Raw genomic sequence first — 16,634 nt, forward strand, 5'->3', positions numbered from 1 at the left:
CCATTGCAGTATCTGCAAGGAGCTTGAACATTAAGCCATTTTTTCGCATTCTTCAGCACATTGATAACATGCATCGGCACATCGCTTGCAGTGTTCCATGTGCTGATGCTTACTGCATTCATCGCCGCAAGCACGGCAAATTTTAGCACATAATCCACAAATTTCTTTAGCAAAGGATGAACCCCTGGCCATCATCTCTGCTGCAAGGGCGCAGATTGCTGCACAATCACGATCCAATGTAATACAACAGGCCAAGTCTTTACGGTTGTCTTCTTCGCTGCAAGCCGTTGCGCAATGCTCACATTCAGCCACACATTTTTGGCAGGCTTTAATACAGGCCTCATACTGTTGGTGGGACATGCTATTCTCCTTTTGATGGTTCATTTGCATACCATTGATTACGCCATGTTTTTAATTGCTCAATTTCTTTTTGTTGGGTGTCAATGATTTTCTGAGCCATTTCTTTGATTTCAGGATGTGTTGCATTTTTTAAAGCATCTTCTGCCATCATAATGGCAGCTTCGTGGTGAGGTATCATCATATCAATGAAGCGTTTATCGTATTGATTATCTTTCTTACCTAGCTTCTCCATCATCATTTGATCCATGGCACTTTGGCATTTGGTCATTGAGCCCATCATACAAGCACAATTCTCTTTTGCCCAAAGTGTATTAGGGATTGTAATAGTAAGCGCAAGACTGCTGATAATTAATAATTTTTTAAACATTAGGCTTCTCCTTGTCCAGTTTAAAGAAATGATTTAATGGTTCCTTTTCGAATTATTTAGGAACTCAATAATTTTTATTACATCTTTTTTAGTGAAGGGCTTACGAAAGACTCGCTCCTTCTTCTCTTCTGATAATGCATAATCTTCGTATGAAGATAAACCCATAATAGGTGCTTCTTTGCTAATATGCCAATTGTTCTTAATTTGATGAATCAAAGTGTTTCGATGATTAAGGTTTATATCAATTAAAATAAGATCGTATAGCTTAGCGGTTATGTACTCCATTGCAGATTCAAAATCCGAAGCCAAATCTATGTGATGCTCCAGATCCAAGAATTGTGAGCGAATAACGATTCGTGCTGCCAATGAAGGCTCTACTATTAAAAAAGAATAAGACTTTGGCATGAAATTTCTAACTTAATAAAATGAGGCGCATACTACAGTATATTTGCTCCCTACAATAATTCTAGAGTAATTATCACTTATGGTCATTCCAGTGATTGATTATAATGCAAGGCAGCGAGGGAATGAATCTTAGCATTTACCCAGGCTTTTTAAGTGGAATTTCTAAAAATGTCACAAACCGCATCAGCGCAGGCACAGGATTAACCAGTCTCAAGAATGGTCGTGCCTATGATGAATATCTGGATAATGCGGATGTGAATGTTTTATAGCATCATGATGATGTGGATGAGTATGGGGCTCCTCACCATCCCAAGGAACGTCATGGGTATGTTGGTGATGTTTATCATGAATATGATTGTGTTCATGGTTAAGTAGTTCATGCGTATGTCCGTGGACATGGTGTTCCGTGAGATGTAGCCATACGCCAATTCCCATTAAGCTTGCGGCAAGCCAAAACAAAATTGAGGGTGTTTCTTGAAAAAACAGAATGGCAATTGCCGCCCCAATAAAAGGAGCTGTTGAAAAATAAGCTCCTGTTCTTGCTGTACCAAGTCCCCGTAAAGCCAGTACAAATAGAACCAAGCTGATTCCATAGCCAATAAAACCGACTAGAAAAGCGTAACCTACTACTAGCCCAGAAGGGAGTGTCATATTTAAACCAAGGGCAAGGCTTATATTCACGATGCCTGAAACGAGCCCTTTACTTCCCGCAATGAACAATGGATCGCCGGCAGAAACTTTACGGGTAAAATTATTGTCAATCGCCCAACATAGGCATGCTCCCGCAATGGCTAAAGCTCCTGGCATATTTTGTTGGGTGGCTTCACCTTGTGGCCAAGATAATAGAATGCCACCAGCTACAATAAAAATCATACCAAGTACAATTCGAGAAGCTGTGCTCTCCTTAAAAACTACCCAGGCTAATAACGCGGTGAGTACGGCTTCAAGGTTCAATAGTAGTGACGCAGTTGCAGCACTTGTTTGCTGTAGGCCAAACAGTAACAATATTGGTCCCAAAATTCCACCAAAGCTGATGGCAGCGATTAGCCACAACCAATCAACTTTTAATAGTCCTGAATGACTCCAGCCCCGGTCTTTAACTAAACGCGTTAAAATTAATCCGATCCCGCTACCCGCATACAATAATCCCGCAAGCAGTACGGGGGATACCTGTCCCACAAGTTGTTTAGCAAAAGGCGTACTGGCTCCAAAGAACATTGCAGCACCAAGTGCTGCGATAGTTGGGGAAATTAGTCGAAAGCGCCTCATCTATAATCTCTCCTGATAAAACAAGCTATAAATACACTTGGATTGAAATAACATAAATTGAAATAAGATCTGCAAAATTACATGACGGTGTTAAAAAATATTTTCTTAAGTTTAAATCAAATAGGCATTCCATAGCCATCTTCCGACTATTCCTAGAATGAACAGCCACAATAGAACAATAATCACGGCAAATCCCCATCTTTTTGGCAATGATTCGCCCTTATTGATAGCTATTGCAGCGCGACTATTACACTCATCCCAAATGTCTTTAGGTATTAATTTAATCGTAAGGTAAATACCTAGCGGTATAATTAATAGATCATCCAGAAAACCTAAAATTGGGATGAAATCAGGAATAAGATCTATGGGGCTTAATGCGTAAGCTAAGGTTATAAACGCCACTAATTTTGCTTTCCAACTTACTCTGGGATCACGTTTAGCAAAATACAACACCCAAATATATTTCTTCATGGATAAGGAAATTTTTTTTAATGTGTTCATAATCAGTGGCCTTGAAATAGCTCTTAAAGGATTAGGGGGTAATCCCCCCGAAAAATAACTGGTGCCAAAAGTAGAATTTTCTCGTAAACTATATACAGGATACTCTTATGAAAAAATCAAAATTTACAGACACTCAAATCCAATCAATTCTAAAACAAGCTGAAGCTGGCACGCCTGTTTCGGAGCAGCGCGTAGATTCATGAAGACTTTAGGATTTGAGAGAAATTCAGTGACCATGCGTTAGAGCTAATTATTAAAAACAACTGCAATAATAATGACTAACACACCAAGTGCTTGGCGAAAATAGTTAACCCCACTTGTTATCTCTAGCCATGCCCAGGTAAAGATAAAGCCAAAACTGAGCAAGTTAAAAAAATTATGGATTTTTGGTTGATTATTGCTCCAAAGCAAATTCAATATTGTAAGTATCAGCCAGCAAATGAGTGGCAAATTAGGTGCTTGGAATATAACAATCTGGTCTTTACTGTTTTTAAAAAAATCTAGAAATTTAAACATGTCTTAATTTCCTGATATCAAATTTGTTTACCGATTTTACATGAACCCCTATCTTGGGTGATGCCCATTGAATAAGCAATATCTTTCCTAAATCGATAAATGTGGCTTGTGCATTATTTAAATTCTTAAAAGTAAGTACATAAACGTGTTCCTTTATTTCTAAGCTACCATTTTCAACTAAATCGGATAAATCGACGATCATTGTTCATTGATGTTTATTAGGCTTTAATAAAATAGTAGAGGTAGTTACACGAGGATTAGAATTTTTATCATTAAAATTACACATTTTACATACCAATATAATAGGCTCATTATTTGTACAGGATGTTGAAGCATTTAAGGTACAAGTTAATAATAATTTTGTAGGGCAATTTAACAGTCTTATCATCTCGCCACCAAGATTAATTATTTCTAATTGTAGTTTCATTTATAATATCATATTTGGGGCAGATAACGTACCTTATCTACCCCAAATGAGGTAAAATGAGAAAAACACTCATGGAGCATGTCTTGAATTTATTGGATGACCAAAATAACAAAAATCGGAAGTTTGGGGTAGATAAGATTTTCCATCCATTGGATGTTCATTTTGATACCAATTCTTTGTCAGCCTGGTTGTCATTTTATGTTCAGGTTCATGTCAAAGGTGCACCGGAAAAAACAGTCCAGGCGAAACAAAAAGATTTATCTAAATTTTTAAATTTTTTTCAGGTCGAAGTAGGGCACGACCAGGTAGATAATTGGACACCAGCAGTAAGTAAACAATTTCAACGTTCCTTATGCAATACCATTTCGGAGAAAACCGGAAAAGCATACAAAGCGACTTCCATTAATCGGACAATGGCAACAATTCGTCATGCAGGCCGATGGCTTTATCAACAAAGACCCTTAATTGCTGGTGACCCGTTATCCGGGGTTAAGGATTTACAAACTGATGCGCCAGAATGGAATGGCTTAAATTCAAAACAACTTATGCGTTTAAAAGCAGCGTGTGAACAACGAGCCAAAATATGCACCCGAAAAAATCAAAATGCATTACTGGAAACGGCAGTATTTTATGTGTTACTAGGAACAGGCTTACGGGAATCTGAGCTGGTTTCATTAAATGTACACCAGTATCATTCGAAAGGACTGCATTCTGTAGTACGACATAAGAGTAAACGGGTGACTATAAAGATTCCTTTACCTCAAGAAGCTAGAGAGCACTTGGAACATTATTTAAAAAGCCGCGTTTCAGAACCTGACGAACCATTATTTATTAATAGGGCTGGGAATCGTATTAATACTCGGAATATTTTTCGCATATGTCAGCGTGTCTTAAAACAAGTGCTAGCACTATTACCAGAAAATGAGCGATTTGAATTTACACCCCATAAACTTCGGCATACTTTCTTAAAGAAAGTAACTGACAAGCATGGGGTGCATTTTGCTCAGGAACTTAGTGGAAATGTTTCAATAAAAGAAATTTTTCGTTATGCGAAGCCCAGTCAGGACGAAATGCAGGAAACAATAGAAGAATTATTTGAATCATAATTTGGCCTCATCTAAGGCACTAAAGGTAGTGTAGATGTTAATGAGACTAAAATACAAAACGGTGAACAACTAATGAATAACAGAAATGATCTCATGATCCGCTTTGATAGTGCTTGGAAGCAAGGTGTAAAAAAAGTGGGTGTTGAATTTTTTAACCTAAAAGCATCCTCACTTAATGATGCCCACAAAAGATGGTAGTTAGAACCCAACTATCAATTCATTAAAGAGGCCATAGGGGGTTATAGCCATAGCAAACAAGTATTGCTTGCTATGATGTACTCTTTTTTTGATTCTGAGTGCGGTCAAGAACTACTTGAAAAAGTTGGTACATCAAACTTTGTTGATGCTCGATCCTACCTTGATGAAGAGGGGATTTACATTATTTCGGAGCTTTGGAATAGCCATTATGGATGGTGAAATTCTCCAAAATATTCAGCATTTTCCTTTATTTCTATAGTGTTAATATTCTGGATTACGATCCATCTATCCATCAGGATTAATGATTTAGAATTGATCTATTAAGAATTGGTTCAGTATTTCTGTCGGTATTTGTTGAAGTATAGAACCAAGTACTATATAATTACACATATAATAAAAGAAATATGGAATGTTATTTTGCGGATTTTTAAAAATAAATGGTTTACTAAATTTGCAAAAAAAGAGCGTATTTTAGATTCTCAATTATGTAATTTAATAAAAGAGATTGAAAAAGGGCTAATCGATGTTGATTATGGTGGTGGCGTTATAAAGCAAAGGCTTGGCCGAGCTAATCAAGGAAAGTCGAGTGGTTATCGGTGTATTATTTTATATCGATATAAAGATCTTGCTTTTTTGGTGTATGGATTTCCAAAAAATGAACGTGACAATATAAGTCAGGAAGAAGAGCAAATATTTAAAGATTTATCTCAGCAGATGCTGGGCTTTTCTGGTGATGATATTGAGCGATTGCTCCAATCAGGTGCACTTGTGGAGGTACTATATAATGAGCACAAATAAAACATATAAAAGTGAGGTTTTTGAGGTCGTACATGAAACGGTCGTTGATATGTTTGAGGCTGGCGTTATTGATAAAAAAACGATGCGGCAATTTGATCGCGCTTGTTTAACCCCGATACATGAATTTTTACCTGTGGAAATAAAAGCATTGCGTGAACGAGAAAATGTGAGCCAACCTATATTTGCGTATTGTCTTAATGTATCTAAAGATCTTATTAGTCAATGGGAGAGGGGGCTTAAAAAACCCGCGGGTACTTCTTTGAAATTACTTTCTTTAATAGAAAAAAAAGGACTAAACGCTATATTATAAGTGATTGATTAAACTAAGGGCGTTTTGGGTCAGCGGATTTTCATAGGTGAGTTTGGTTTGTGATGGTCTCATTTGTTATAAGTTAGATTTTCCTAGCCGTTTTAACAGGTATTCCAAGCCTAACTCAAAATCCCCTTTACCAAGTATGCTGTTAATAGTATTACCCTTAAATGAATTAGCTAAAGTTAAAATTTCATTATTCACCTCTTCAAGCTGATTAGTATTTTTTTCAACCTGAGCAATGAGTTTTAATTCCTCATTTGTGGGATTTTCATTGCGCCATTTTTTACATTGTTCGAAGAAGACCCAATTATCAGCATTTTGAGCGCTGTGCAGTTTAATGATTCGCTCAATGGTCTCGCTATCAAGTACATGGGGTTTCGATTGGACTTGGTTTAGATTATTGAGTTGTTCAGCTGATGCTTCAAGTTGGCCCTCACTTATCTCGATATACAAGGGCAGCATATTCAGACCATACCAGTTTGCGTCTTTATTCATGGCTCTTTTATTGGGAACAAGGATGTGGTGATTAAACCCTAATTAAACATCAAAAACAACATGAGGCCATGTGTTCATTAACGTGATTTAGCATCAGGTGTTGTTGGCGCCAGATCATCCAGTCGTAAATTGGTTATTCCGATTGCAGCGGCGCATTGTAAAAAGAAGGCAAATTGAAAGGCACCACGGCTCATTTTATTTAATATACTGGCGTGGGTTTCATGTACATCAATTGAGTTGAGCAGGGTAACAAGTTGCTCATAACTGATGTTGCGTCGCTTTAATTCGGCTTTAAGCATCCCAGAAGCTAATTTATTCCAGTCCATAGTACTCAATAGAAATCCTCTGAAAATATCTTTAATAAAATTATTATCTCAAATACGATATAAAAATGTCAAATATGGCTTGCGTGAAATGTCGTAAGTGATATAATAATACTGTATTCGATATATCATATTTTACAAAGGACATTAAAAATGATTAGAGAGATTGTGCGAAAAACTTCTTTACCGATTTATTTTGTTTTGGACACCATCCGCTACAAGCGTGGCCAACGAAAGATGATGGCATATACCCTGAAAAATATCCGATGCAGTTAATTTTAATTAAGACGTTTGGTAGGTATGTCGTGTCACGATATAAGTTTTTTGAGATACTCCCTGTAGCCAAGTAGACCATAACACAAAAATGGAGAACACAATGAAAATAAGATTCATACTAATGAACGCGATTGCAGTATCAGCTATTGTTTTAACAGGATGCAATACGACAGATATCAAAGCGACCATGGGGAGTGGGGATGCAGTATCAACAACTACTAACCGTCATATAAAGCCAATCAGTTCCGAGCAAGTAAAGATATATCATTCAAAATCTTCAATGCCAAAACACCATACTGTTGTTGGTAGAGTCTCTGCTTCAAATTATAATATGATTGGAATGACCATTTCTCAAGAATCGATAATGGCCGAATTAAAAAAACAAGCGGCCTCAATGGGTGCTAATGGAATTACTCATATTACAACAGGACTTGCTCAAACTACTGCCGAAGCAATTCTTTCAAAATAATTTAAAAACCATTTTCATTTTGAGGCCTTCTTTGAGGCCTCGACCCATTTCATCCTAAGAGGCCAAGTATAATCATACCAGCGGCCACGAGTGTAAGCGCTGATGCGGCAAGGTTAATCATGGCGATCCGTTCTGTGCGTCGCAATGCCCCACTTGCATGAGACAGCAATTTTTCTATATCATTTTGTATGGTTAAAGCGGTGGATCTTGCACTTTCCTCTAGTACGTTTGCCATAGTTTCTTTAGCAGCAGCAAGAGACGCATTCAAAATTCGTTCAGATTTTTCTTTTGCCTCATTTCCCCAGCGTAAAGCGATCCCCTCTAAATCCTCTTTGTACTGATGGAGCATCAGTTGTTGTGTTTTAGCGTTGTCTTCCATCAGTTTGGCATTCATGGTCTGCAATATAAGAATTGGATCGTTTCGTCCAAGGACAACCCCATGTTTTATGGCAACCTCGTTAATGAGTGATTCGAATTGATCGGCCATTACATTACTACCGCATTGGTTAGTTGATTAAAAAGTTCGTCTCGCACTATTTTGAGACGTTGCCTTGTCATGATAGTTCGAGCGGGTGAAGCGATGGCTTCGCTAAAAGTAAGACGTTCTTGAAGCATTTCAGTTACATCACGACCAAAAGTCTCTTCTTTAAGTGCCGGTATATGAATTATTGCGGAAATCTTTTCTTTGTTTTCTTTGTAGGTTTTCATTTGTTCGAAGTCTTTACCTTCGTGTTGCACTGGTCCCCAGTAAGAGTTTAGCCAAACTACAAATAAAGCATTTTCTGGGAACTGGCTGGCAAGTTGTGAAAAACCATTCACAGTGTCTTGCATGGCTTGCCCACCCGTAATGACGGTATGAACTACCAGCTCATGCCCCATTTCAGCCAACAGTGAAGGGATGTTGCTGCTGATTAAGTAATGTGACAGTGGTACGAAGGAGCTTGCTCCATTGTCAATTATGACGTCATGGGTTGTTGGCGCAATCAGTTCAATGAGGTCATCAAAGTGACGAGAGTTAATTTCATCGCCATCCATTATTTGCAGTCGGGTAACATTCAGTGCTTTATAGCCCGAAAAAGTGGTGTTAACCGGATCGGTATCGATACAAAGAGGCTCTTCCCCCTCGTTTTTCATATACTGTGCCAGTGTTGATGCTACGAAGGATTTTCCGACCCCTCCTTTTCCTTGCAAGACCATATTAATTTTAGCCATTAAAATAATTCCTCTGCATTGGGTACTGGATTAAAGGTAAAGCCTGACAGTGTTCCTGGTTTCGTTGTTTTTTTTGTGTGGTCGTCTGGTAATTTGGATTTATTGTCCTTTGATGTTTGGGCTGAATCGGGTTCAACTTGAGGGGTTGGTTGATTTGCTTGTGGCCGACGAATTTGGCGATTCACATAATTCAAAAAGGTGTCATAACCAAATTCAATTCGCTTTAACTCATGCATGTTTTCCCACACGGTTTTAACTGGATATCCCGCATCAAGCGCTTCTTTTATATCAGCTCGAACAGCTAAGAATGCTACCAAATTCTTATTGCGAGGTGTTGATTTTTTTTCCTTGACCCACTTGGCCAGCTGGTCTGTATAGGATGTTCCCATATCAATTAGTTACCTGTTATAAAATCAATTAAATGTCAATTTCATGTCAACTAACATCGGTTCAAATTCGATTATAAACCTATAAACCTCTTTTTTAATATGACTTACGCTAAAATAATTTTTTCCTATAAAAAACAAGGATAAATCGAATGCACCGTGGTATTATTTCTTGGCGTAATGGATTTAAAAAACAGGGCAAGATAGGTGAAGATGGCCACCCAGCGAGCTGGGTATCCACTTCACATCCTTCCTTATTCGCACCTTCGGTGCTCAACGGAAATCTTGCTCTTGCGAGGCTAACGGCTGCCGCCGTTTTAATGTCAGGACAACGCTTGAAAAAAGGTATTACGATGAACAACAGCGAAACAAGACTCAGCAGAAAACACGCCCGACGGCTTCGAATTCCCGTACTTCCAGAGGAAGAGCAAATAATCAAAGAAAACGCGGCACATGCGGGATTGGCCACCGCTGTATATCTTCGTCGTTTGGCTCTAGGTTATGAAATAAAGAGTTCCATCGACCAACAGCACATCATCGAACTTTCTAAAATAAATGCTGATTTAGGTCGCTTGGGTGGTCTGCTCAAGTTGTGGCTTACCAATGATGAGCGGCTAGCTCATATTGAGCCCAAAACAATAACCGTCGTATTAGAGCGTATCAAAGCAACCCAGGCAGCCATGCTTGAAGTAGTGAACAAGCTATGAACGTGTTTATAGCCAAAAGCGCTGCAGGGGGTTAGTACATGATAGTCAGACACATTCCAATGAAAGTTATTAGGAAAAGTAACTTTGCAGGACTCATCCAGTATATGACTAATGAGCATGGCAAACAGGAACGTGTTGGCGAAATTCGCATTACAAATTGCCAGAGCAATGAGATTGAATGGGCAATCCATGAAGTACAGGCAACGCAAGAACTTAATCAGCGTGCAAAAGGTGATAAAACCTATCATCTTTTAATTTCCTTTCCTGCAGGAGAAATTCCATCAGCTGACGTATTAAAGGATATTGAGCAGAGGGTTTGTTCTTCCGTGGGTTTAGGGGAGCATCAACGAATTAGCGTGGTGCATTATGATACGGATAATTTTCATATCCATGTGGGCATTAATAAAATCCATCCCACGCGTTATACCCTGAATGAGCCGTATCTGGCCTATAAAAAGCTGGGTGAGATTGCAACTTTGCTTGAAATCGAACATGGTCTGCAACGGGTGAATCATATTCCTCATAAGGTGGGTTCTGAGAATCGAGCGGATGATATGGAGCATCATGCGGGTATCGGGAGTCTTTTAAACTGGATTAAATCTGAGTGCTTGGAGCAACTTAAGGCCGCTAATAATTGGTCCCAGTTTCATCATGTATTGGCGCAACACGGTCTTGAACTACGCGTGCGAGGTAGTGGTTTAGTGATTGTGGATGGTTTAGGAATTGGTGTTAAGGCAAGCTCAGTATCACGTGATTTTTCTAAAGCGAAGCTTGAAAAAGTATTTGGGTCTTTTGAAAACCATACCCCGACTCATCCAGACTTCGTAGCTCCCGTAGCAAAAAAAGCAAGGGTTGCAAAAGTGGGTCATAATCCACCACCGCGTAGTCAAAATCGTTTGTATAGGCTAGATCAGCTTGAAACTCTTTCTATTGAGCAAGGTATTCATTATTCACTCAAACCTGTTCACATGAAAATAAATACCTCGATTCTTTACGCCAGGTATCAAGAGGAACAGAACCACGCCAAATTTAATTGTGCCTCTGAGCTTTCTCGTGCTCGCACACGGAAAAAACAACTGATCGAATCAGCGAAGCGAGGCGGTCGGTTAAAGCGTGCGGCAATTAAATTATTGCATGGAACTCCTGTTACCAAGAAAGCTCTTTATGCTCTGACCAGTCAAGCAGTTCAATCCAATATTGAAGCAGCAAGAAAGAAGTATGCGAAAGAACGTGAATCCATTTATCTTAAATATCAGCGCAGCACCTGGGCTGATTGGTTGAAATTAAAAGCCCTAGAAGGCGATGCCGATGCGCTTAATGCACTGCGTTCTCGTGAAGTACGCCAAAATCTTAAAGGGAATGTTGTTACGGGGCAAGGAATGCAAAGTGGTGAGCCTAACCTTAAGATAAAAAACGATAATATTACTAAAACAGGAACCGTCATTTATCGCGTGGGAACTTCTGCGATTAGGGATGACGGAGAGCTGATTAATATGTCACGTGGTTCTTCCGAAGAAGGAATTGCGACCGCCTTGCACATGGCCATGAATCGTTATGGTGAATGCATTACTGTCAAAGGAAGTGATGTGTTTAAAGAGCAGGTCGTCAATGTTGCAGCACAGTTAAAATTAAACCTTAGGTTTGATAACGAACAACTTGAGTTACAACGTCAACAGTTAATAAAAAACCCAAAACCAAAGGAAAATAATCATGAATCAAGAAGACAATCTGATCTTAACGGCAGAGGAACAAATCGAGGCAGTAATGAGAACTTTGGATCAATCAGAGTCATCAACCCTGACAGCAGAAGAACCAGAAGAAAATCAAGTTCTGGCGGGACACCCAAGCCCTACCTTGGGCGCATTGGACAGCAACCGCCGCCCGAAAGTAAAAACCGTTTGCGAGACTTGTCCCAACTCGGTATGGTTCAGTTCTCCACTCGATGTGAAGTGTTATTGCCGAGTCATGTACCTGGTCACCTGGAGCACCAAAGAACCCAATCAGATGACGGGCTGCGACGGAATGTATCTAGGCCAGGAGCAGTAAATTTTATTTCGGATGCTGCAGACAAATACATTGCTGAGCGTGAATTAAAGCGTCAAAAAATAGCCGACATTCCTAAGCATAGACGGTATAATAAAAATGATGAGGGGCTTATGCAGTTTGCAGGGATTCGTCAAATCGATGGTGAACTGTTGGCTCTTTTAAAGCGAGATAATGTCATTGTGGTATTGCCCATTGATTCGGACACGGCTCATCGAATGAAGAGGTTGTCTGTTGGTGAGATGGTCAAGTTAACCGCAAGAGGCACCATTGCATCAAGAGGGCGCACCAGATAATGTAGGTTAATCTGTGAAAATTATAATAGGGACTGAATTTTATGAATAAAAAACAACCTTTCAAATCGATTTTTTCTCCAATGGTGGGTGTGTTTCTTACAATACTTCTGTTTGGAATAGAACAGAAATTCCCACTATATAAGATAATTGAGAACAGCCCCAAAGGCGCCTCATGGATTGATTTGGCTTGGATGTATTGGGTGTATTTTGCTTTATATAACGGGTATTTCTTCTTGAAGAAGATAATATTCAGCTTTTCAGAAAAAAACCACGAATCCATTTGATTGAATTAATCATTTATTTTGGCCTAAAGAGTGCAATTTAAATCCATTTCTTCTTTCAACCGCAAGGGGCTCTATTATAGAACCCCCTGTTATTAGTAACTTACTAAATGTTCTTATTTAAGCCGCACTTTGAATGTCAACCAATAAATCTAAGCCTTCTCGATTAAGCATGTCTTGCAAGCACAAACGCACAAACTGTTTGCTTGAATATCCTAGTTTATCAGCAAATTCAGCAGCAGCTTTAGGACTTACGTAGCGGCGATTATGCTCGATGTCACATAAATAATGACGAGAAACCCCTAGTTGTTTGGCAAAAGCGGCTTGCGTCATTTCTTCACCCTGACGAATTGCCAATAAATGATCTCCAAGAGTCGGTTTTTTGCCTATTAGGGACTCCAGATAAGCAAGTGCTTCTTTGCTTTCGTTAGTAATCATGTTTATTTACCTCCATCACTTCAACAAGTTCCATTTGCCCATTAGCCCGATAAGCCTTATTTAATCGAATAGAACGCTGTCCCTTTCTTTTACCCTGTAATGGCTCATCGTGGTAGCCAGAAATTTTTCTAACTTCTAATAACCCATCATGAGATACTGATTCAACCCATTGATACAACTTAATGGCAATATACTGAGATACTTTTTTTAAGTCCTTTTTTGCCTGTTCACTAATGGTGACTTTACAAGTATTCATTGCAACCATCTTATTTTTCTATAATTGTACCCTAATTTAGGTAACAAATCAAGTTTGAGTTAACTGATTTGTCCACAAGGACTGTCTTTACCCACAAATACCCTAAAAATGAACTAATCCTAAGCTTAGGTGCACACCAAGTAGTGATTCGACAACTACATAAAAAGAGTCGTGATTAGCAAAAATAGACAAAAGTATGGCATTGTCCAAAAACTCAATAGTGGAAGACGCACGAGGATGAAGATTGAATTTTCATGTGACTCGATAATCCTCCAAAGGATTCTTTGCAAGGAACCCTTTGGATAATATGATTTTATAAGGTCAACGTGCTGTGTTGATGCCTGGTCATTTTGATTTCTTTCTGCTCTATAATAGACGTTTCATTTTTTTGAATTATTTTATCGACAATAGGTTTAATCTGGCGTTTTACTCCCTCAGAGCCCAATACACTTTTGGATGCCAAATCGTTAAAGTCGCTAAATGACTTTGGATCTCCTGCCTGTTCACCAGGTGCAAAAATTGGAAACAAGGCAATGCCATTAACGGCCTTTGCAGCGTCAAGCGCTTTGCTTCTTCCTGGATTAATTCCTTGATTTATTTCAAGATGCTTATCATCATCCCCCATAATAATAATGGGTTTATCAGGAAATTGTTCTTGCAAAGCTCGCGCTACTGGCTCTAAGTTTCCTGCATCAAAGGCCGAAATTGTAGCAAACCCAAGTTCTTGAGAGATGCTTGCAGCAGTAGCAAACCCTTCTGCGATTACAAGGGCAGGAGCTTCGGCTAATGCGTTAAGCCCGCCCAAAGCATGAAAGCATCCTTCCTTGCGAGAGTTTTTAGCAAATCGTTTGGTCCCATCTTCTTTAATGTATTGCATAGTCCATAGTTTGCCACTTGCATCGGTTGCAGGAATATAAGTCGTTTGTCCGTTAACATCTGTGAATATTTCAGAATGGGGTTCGATTTTTTTGGTCTGTAAATAAGGCGTTGGGGTTGTTATGAGTACTAAATCGGATAATTGTTTGCTTACTCGTTTGGCCGCTTCTTCCTGGTCTTGCCTTTGTTCCTCAGCCCGTTCTTTAATTTTTGTGGCTGCAAGTGCATGCAATGTGGCCCGCTCTTCATCAGTTAATGAGTAGCCCTTACTTTTCCATTTTGTCTCAATACCCGTGCGGTTATTTTTAACATAACCCGCAGGATGACCATCAAGATGCCCCACATAAAACCCTGACTTTTCACCTTTTTTATCCCCATCAACGCTGATTCGATGTTTTTTTCCATCCATAATAGGATGTTCGCCTGTAACAATACTGCCGATACTTTTCAATATATCGGAAAATTCCTGCTCAGGTGTTAAGGCAGGCTGTTGCCGTTCTAGGTTCGTGTTTAAAATCCAGGGTTTTAAAGGTTCTAAATTGGTGCCAATGTGTGCAAACCAGCATTTTGCGGCCTTATCCCACTCTACTGCCTTTTTACCGTCCTCAAGCCTTCCTGCAATATGTTTGACCGCTTCTCTTTGCTCGTATGGTACAGCAAGCCATGTTTTTTCAGTGGCGATTTGTGATGGCTCGATATCTTGAGCTTTAGAGCCAGTATCAAGCTGTGGGCTGATAATCCAAGGTTTTAAGAGTTCTAAATTAGCACCAGGGTGAGCAAACCAGCGAGAGTGTTCTTTATCCCATGCAATGGCTTTTTTGCCATCGGGAAGAACACCCGCTAGTTCTTTAGCTACTTCTTTTTGTTTAAAGGGAATATCGAGCCATAGTTTTTCAATCTCTGCAGACTTATTGGTGACTGGAGTTTGGTTGGTTGGGGCTTGGGTTTGGAGTTGACTTTGAGCTTTATTGAGCGTGGCAATCTCATCGTCTAAGGTGGGTGGATTTTCATTTAAATGATTATCATGATTTACAGGTTCTACTTCATTTGCCAATGTCATTTTGTTTTCCAGCTCGTTTGGCAAAGGGTGATTGGTATTTTGTACTTGTTCTTGTTTTAGTTCGAAAGATAGAATGAATTGTTGCATTTTTTCAGCCTCTGCAGCAGCACGAAACAGTTCCAATGGATCGTCATGTAATACTTTAATCCAAGACTCGATATAAGTTGCATGTTGATCTGGATCGTGACCAATCCCCAATTCATCCCCTAAAATCATGCTGGTAATTTCAGCCCGCAATTCTTCTTTGGCATAGCCATCACTTCCAAAAGGATGAATCAAATCCCTGTCCATTCGTGTTGAATGCCCAGTCCAATGGCCGAGTTCATGTAAAGCAACCGCATAATAATTATCTGCGCTTAAGAATTGGCTTTTGTCAGGCAGATGGATGGTATCCGTGGAGGGTCTATAAAACGCGCGGTTGTTCTCACCATGTAAAATAGCAGCTCCAGATGAACTTAGAATCTGTTCAGCCCGGTCGATGGAATTCCAGGCGATTTCCTTTTGAGTGCGTGGAGGTAATCCATCAATTTGTTCTGCATTAAATACGGTGGCATAAAACACTCGTGGCCGCTCAAGGCGAATTTCAATTTTAACGGGCTTACCATGAGGATCCAGTACTGGTTTACCTTGCTCATCTTTTTTGATCTGTTCTTCGGTAAATTTCCAATATTGAATAGCAGAACCTTTTTCACCTTTTCGCACTTGCGCTTGAGCCTCTTCTGCTTGTTTGTAGGTCATCCAACGCGGATCGCGATAATCCTGGGCCATTAGTGCAATGGCATTTATTCCTTTATAACGTTTTCCGGTGATTGGGTTCATCGGTATAAACGCATTGGGAGCACCTGGTTCCCATGGTCTTTGCCATGGAGCTGTTCCTTGCTTTAACTGCTGAATTAATCGTTCAGCGATCACTTCATGAAACGGTTTTTTATTCATTATTGATCCTTCCCGATAATGTTTATGTCTTTAGTACCTGCATTGATGATATCCATTTCATCAAAACAGCTGTCTTTGGCATCCGCTTCAGTTAATGCGTCCTCAATGAAGGCGCCAGCTTTCATCGCTTCATCAGGATCAAATTCCACTTGCAGCCCTGGGGTGAGTGCATCAAGCAGTTTTTCAGACAACACTTGAGTTTCATTGGCTTTCACGTTTAAATGACGGTCATTTGGTGTTTGGGTTTTCGGGTTCATGAGTTAACTCCTTTGATTAGTGATTTGCCGCTAGTTTTGAAACGCTCTAATTCATTTTTACGG

The 16,634-nt window shown here is 39.5% G+C and carries 22 protein-coding genes; 7 read left to right on the top strand and 15 right to left on the bottom strand.

Annotated features, from left to right (window positions below; genetic code table 11):
* Positions 1-30: 30 nt before the first annotated feature.
* From ACD661_RS15870 to ACD661_RS15895, 6 genes are all read right to left on the bottom strand, one after another.
* On the bottom strand, positions 31-360 hold the full coding sequence (locus tag ACD661_RS15870; protein WP_265679103.1) for a four-helix bundle copper-binding protein: 330 nt from the start codon (positions 358-360) through the stop codon (positions 31-33).
* Between the two features lies 1 nt (position 361).
* Complete coding sequence (locus ACD661_RS15875; RefSeq protein WP_246067915.1) at positions 362-727, bottom strand: DUF305 domain-containing protein; 366 nt, start codon at positions 725-727, stop codon at positions 362-364.
* 33 nt (positions 728-760) lie between these two features.
* Positions 761-1,132, bottom strand: coding sequence for a response regulator (locus tag ACD661_RS15880; RefSeq protein WP_400188845.1), 372 nt, complete (start codon positions 1,130-1,132; stop codon positions 761-763).
* A gap of 210 nt (positions 1,133-1,342) precedes the next feature.
* On the bottom strand, positions 1,343-2,401 hold the full coding sequence (locus ACD661_RS15885; protein ID WP_286822872.1) for a DMT family transporter: 1,059 nt from the start codon (positions 2,399-2,401) through the stop codon (positions 1,343-1,345).
* Positions 2,402-2,512: 111 nt separating this feature from the next.
* The gene (locus ACD661_RS15890) at positions 2,513-2,902 is read right to left on the bottom strand and encodes a YkvA family protein (protein ID WP_400188846.1); all 390 of its coding nucleotides are present in this window, start codon (positions 2,900-2,902) and stop codon (positions 2,513-2,515) included.
* A gap of 246 nt (positions 2,903-3,148) precedes the next feature.
* Positions 3,149-3,418, bottom strand: a complete 270-nt coding sequence (locus ACD661_RS15895; RefSeq protein WP_400188847.1) for a hypothetical protein — start codon at positions 3,416-3,418, stop codon at positions 3,149-3,151.
* A 483-nt stretch (positions 3,419-3,901) separates the two neighbouring features.
* Between ACD661_RS15895 and ACD661_RS15900 the strand changes: the two genes are divergently transcribed.
* The 4 genes from ACD661_RS15900 to ACD661_RS15915 all read left to right on the top strand — a co-directional run bounded on the left by ACD661_RS15900 (position 3,902) and on the right by ACD661_RS15915 (position 6,257).
* Positions 3,902-4,951 (top strand): tyrosine-type recombinase/integrase, encoded by a 1,050-nt coding sequence (locus tag ACD661_RS15900; protein WP_400188848.1) that lies wholly within the window; start codon positions 3,902-3,904, stop codon positions 4,949-4,951.
* 270 nt (positions 4,952-5,221) lie between these two features.
* Entirely contained in the window at positions 5,222-5,368 is a 147-nt protein-coding gene (locus ACD661_RS15905; RefSeq protein ID WP_400188849.1) for a hypothetical protein, read from the top strand.
* Between the two features lie 198 nt (positions 5,369-5,566).
* On the top strand, positions 5,567-5,947 hold the full coding sequence (locus tag ACD661_RS15910; RefSeq protein WP_015444994.1) for a type II toxin-antitoxin system RelE/ParE family toxin: 381 nt from the start codon (positions 5,567-5,569) through the stop codon (positions 5,945-5,947).
* A complete protein-coding gene (locus ACD661_RS15915) occupies positions 5,934-6,257 on the top strand; it encodes a helix-turn-helix domain-containing protein (protein WP_400188850.1) in 324 nt (107 codons plus the stop codon). Before ACD661_RS15910 ends, ACD661_RS15915 begins: the two co-directional genes overlap by 14 nt.
* Positions 6,258-6,332: 75 nt before the next feature.
* Here the strand turns inward: ACD661_RS15915 and ACD661_RS15920 are convergent, their stop codons facing one another.
* A complete protein-coding gene (locus ACD661_RS15920) occupies positions 6,333-6,755 on the bottom strand; it encodes a hypothetical protein (protein ID WP_136627753.1) in 423 nt (140 codons plus the stop codon).
* A gap of 77 nt (positions 6,756-6,832) precedes the next feature.
* Positions 6,833-7,081 carry a DUF6471 domain-containing protein gene (locus tag ACD661_RS15925; RefSeq protein WP_400188879.1) on the bottom strand — a complete coding sequence of 83 codons (249 nt, stop codon included), beginning with the start codon at positions 7,079-7,081 and terminating at the stop codon, positions 6,833-6,835.
* A 373-nt stretch (positions 7,082-7,454) separates the two neighbouring features.
* On the opposite strand from ACD661_RS15925, the gene ACD661_RS15930 reads away from it, so the two are divergent.
* The gene (locus ACD661_RS15930) at positions 7,455-7,823 is read left to right on the top strand and encodes a hypothetical protein (RefSeq protein ID WP_400188851.1); all 369 of its coding nucleotides are present in this window, start codon (positions 7,455-7,457) and stop codon (positions 7,821-7,823) included.
* A gap of 49 nt (positions 7,824-7,872) precedes the next feature.
* Here ACD661_RS15930 and ACD661_RS15935 read toward each other — a convergent pair whose 3' ends face one another.
* Genes ACD661_RS15935 through ACD661_RS15945 form a run of 3 tightly spaced genes read right to left on the bottom strand, consistent with a single transcriptional unit; the run spans position 7,873 to position 9,424 of the window.
* Positions 7,873-8,310: a conjugal transfer protein TraM gene (locus ACD661_RS15935; RefSeq protein WP_400188852.1), complete on the bottom strand. Its 438-nt coding sequence runs from the start codon at positions 8,308-8,310 to the stop codon at positions 7,873-7,875.
* Positions 8,310-9,035 carry a nucleotide-binding protein gene (locus ACD661_RS15940; RefSeq protein ID WP_400188853.1) on the bottom strand — a complete coding sequence of 242 codons (726 nt, stop codon included), beginning with the start codon at positions 9,033-9,035 and terminating at the stop codon, positions 8,310-8,312. Before ACD661_RS15940 ends, ACD661_RS15935 begins: the two co-directional genes overlap by 1 nt.
* Positions 9,035-9,424, bottom strand: a complete 390-nt coding sequence (locus ACD661_RS15945; protein ID WP_400188854.1) for a TraK family protein — start codon at positions 9,422-9,424, stop codon at positions 9,035-9,037. Before ACD661_RS15945 ends, ACD661_RS15940 begins: the two co-directional genes overlap by 1 nt.
* A 350-nt stretch (positions 9,425-9,774) precedes the next feature.
* Here ACD661_RS15945 and traJ point away from each other — a divergent pair, with 350 nt between their 5' ends.
* Positions 9,775-10,128: a conjugal transfer transcriptional regulator TraJ gene (traJ, locus tag ACD661_RS15950; RefSeq protein ID WP_182352941.1), complete on the top strand. Its 354-nt coding sequence runs from the start codon at positions 9,775-9,777 to the stop codon at positions 10,126-10,128.
* 38 nt (positions 10,129-10,166) lie between these two features.
* The gene (gene traI, locus ACD661_RS15955; protein ID WP_400188855.1) at positions 10,167-12,467 is read left to right on the top strand and encodes a TraI/MobA(P) family conjugative relaxase; all 2,301 of its coding nucleotides are present in this window, start codon (positions 10,167-10,169) and stop codon (positions 12,465-12,467) included.
* A gap of 401 nt (positions 12,468-12,868) precedes the next feature.
* Here traI and ACD661_RS15960 read toward each other — a convergent pair whose 3' ends face one another.
* The 4 genes from ACD661_RS15960 to ACD661_RS15975 form a co-directional block, all read right to left on the bottom strand.
* Positions 12,869-13,186, bottom strand: a complete 318-nt coding sequence (locus tag ACD661_RS15960; protein WP_058475073.1) for a helix-turn-helix transcriptional regulator — start codon at positions 13,184-13,186, stop codon at positions 12,869-12,871.
* A complete protein-coding gene (locus ACD661_RS15965; protein ID WP_400188856.1) occupies positions 13,176-13,442 on the bottom strand; it encodes a type II toxin-antitoxin system RelE family toxin in 267 nt (88 codons plus the stop codon). Before ACD661_RS15965 ends, ACD661_RS15960 begins: the two co-directional genes overlap by 11 nt.
* 313 nt (positions 13,443-13,755) lie before the next feature.
* Positions 13,756-16,314, bottom strand: a complete 2,559-nt coding sequence (locus tag ACD661_RS15970) for a zincin-like metallopeptidase domain-containing protein (RefSeq protein ID WP_400188857.1) — start codon at positions 16,312-16,314, stop codon at positions 13,756-13,758.
* A complete protein-coding gene (locus tag ACD661_RS15975) occupies positions 16,314-16,571 on the bottom strand; it encodes a protein TraD (RefSeq protein WP_400188858.1) in 258 nt (85 codons plus the stop codon). Before ACD661_RS15975 ends, ACD661_RS15970 begins: the two co-directional genes overlap by 1 nt.
* Positions 16,572-16,634: the final 63 nt, after the last annotated feature.

It is taken from the genome of Legionella lytica (assembly GCF_044626755.1).
Taxonomy (GTDB): Bacteria; Pseudomonadota; Gammaproteobacteria; order Legionellales; family Legionellaceae; genus Legionella; species Legionella lytica_A.

What these genes read in the sequence shown, in the direction of transcription:
- ACD661_RS15870 (WP_265679103.1), bottom strand. Translation starts at nt 360, where the DNA reads ATGTCCCACCAACAGTATGAGGCCTGTATTAAAGCCTGCCAAAAATGT.
- ACD661_RS15895 (WP_400188847.1), bottom strand. Translation starts at nt 3,418, where the DNA reads ATGTTTAAATTTCTAGATTTTTTTAAAAACAGTAAAGACCAGATTGTT.
- ACD661_RS15900 (WP_400188848.1), top strand. Translation starts at nt 3,902, where the DNA reads ATGAGAAAAACACTCATGGAGCATGTCTTGAATTTATTGGATGACCAA.
- ACD661_RS15905 (WP_400188849.1), top strand. Translation starts at nt 5,222, where the DNA reads ATGATGTACTCTTTTTTTGATTCTGAGTGCGGTCAAGAACTACTTGAA.
- ACD661_RS15915 (WP_400188850.1), top strand. Translation starts at nt 5,934, where the DNA reads ATGAGCACAAATAAAACATATAAAAGTGAGGTTTTTGAGGTCGTACAT.
- ACD661_RS15960 (WP_058475073.1), bottom strand. Translation starts at nt 13,186, where the DNA reads ATGATTACTAACGAAAGCAAAGAAGCACTTGCTTATCTGGAGTCCCTA.
- ACD661_RS15925 (WP_400188879.1), bottom strand. Translation starts at nt 7,081, where the DNA reads ATGGACTGGAATAAATTAGCTTCTGGGATGCTTAAAGCCGAATTAAAG.
- traI (WP_400188855.1), top strand. Translation starts at nt 10,167, where the DNA reads ATGATAGTCAGACACATTCCAATGAAAGTTATTAGGAAAAGTAACTTT.
- ACD661_RS15975 (WP_400188858.1), bottom strand. Translation starts at nt 16,571, where the DNA reads ATGAACCCGAAAACCCAAACACCAAATGACCGTCATTTAAACGTGAAA.
- ACD661_RS15880 (WP_400188845.1), bottom strand. Translation starts at nt 1,132, where the DNA reads ATGCCAAAGTCTTATTCTTTTTTAATAGTAGAGCCTTCATTGGCAGCA.
- ACD661_RS15920 (WP_136627753.1), bottom strand. Translation starts at nt 6,755, where the DNA reads ATGAATAAAGACGCAAACTGGTATGGTCTGAATATGCTGCCCTTGTAT.
- traJ (WP_182352941.1), top strand. Translation starts at nt 9,775, where the DNA reads ATGAACAACAGCGAAACAAGACTCAGCAGAAAACACGCCCGACGGCTT.
- ACD661_RS15935 (WP_400188852.1), bottom strand. Translation starts at nt 8,310, where the DNA reads ATGGCCGATCAATTCGAATCACTCATTAACGAGGTTGCCATAAAACAT.
- ACD661_RS15970 (WP_400188857.1), bottom strand. Translation starts at nt 16,314, where the DNA reads ATGAATAAAAAACCGTTTCATGAAGTGATCGCTGAACGATTAATTCAG.
- ACD661_RS15940 (WP_400188853.1), bottom strand. Translation starts at nt 9,035, where the DNA reads ATGGCTAAAATTAATATGGTCTTGCAAGGAAAAGGAGGGGTCGGAAAA.
- ACD661_RS15890 (WP_400188846.1), bottom strand. Translation starts at nt 2,902, where the DNA reads ATGAACACATTAAAAAAAATTTCCTTATCCATGAAGAAATATATTTGG.
- ACD661_RS15875 (WP_246067915.1), bottom strand. Translation starts at nt 727, where the DNA reads ATGTTTAAAAAATTATTAATTATCAGCAGTCTTGCGCTTACTATTACA.
- ACD661_RS15930 (WP_400188851.1), top strand. Translation starts at nt 7,455, where the DNA reads ATGAAAATAAGATTCATACTAATGAACGCGATTGCAGTATCAGCTATT.
- ACD661_RS15945 (WP_400188854.1), bottom strand. Translation starts at nt 9,424, where the DNA reads ATGGGAACATCCTATACAGACCAGCTGGCCAAGTGGGTCAAGGAAAAA.
- ACD661_RS15885 (WP_286822872.1), bottom strand. Translation starts at nt 2,401, where the DNA reads ATGAGGCGCTTTCGACTAATTTCCCCAACTATCGCAGCACTTGGTGCT.
- ACD661_RS15965 (WP_400188856.1), bottom strand. Translation starts at nt 13,442, where the DNA reads ATGAATACTTGTAAAGTCACCATTAGTGAACAGGCAAAAAAGGACTTA.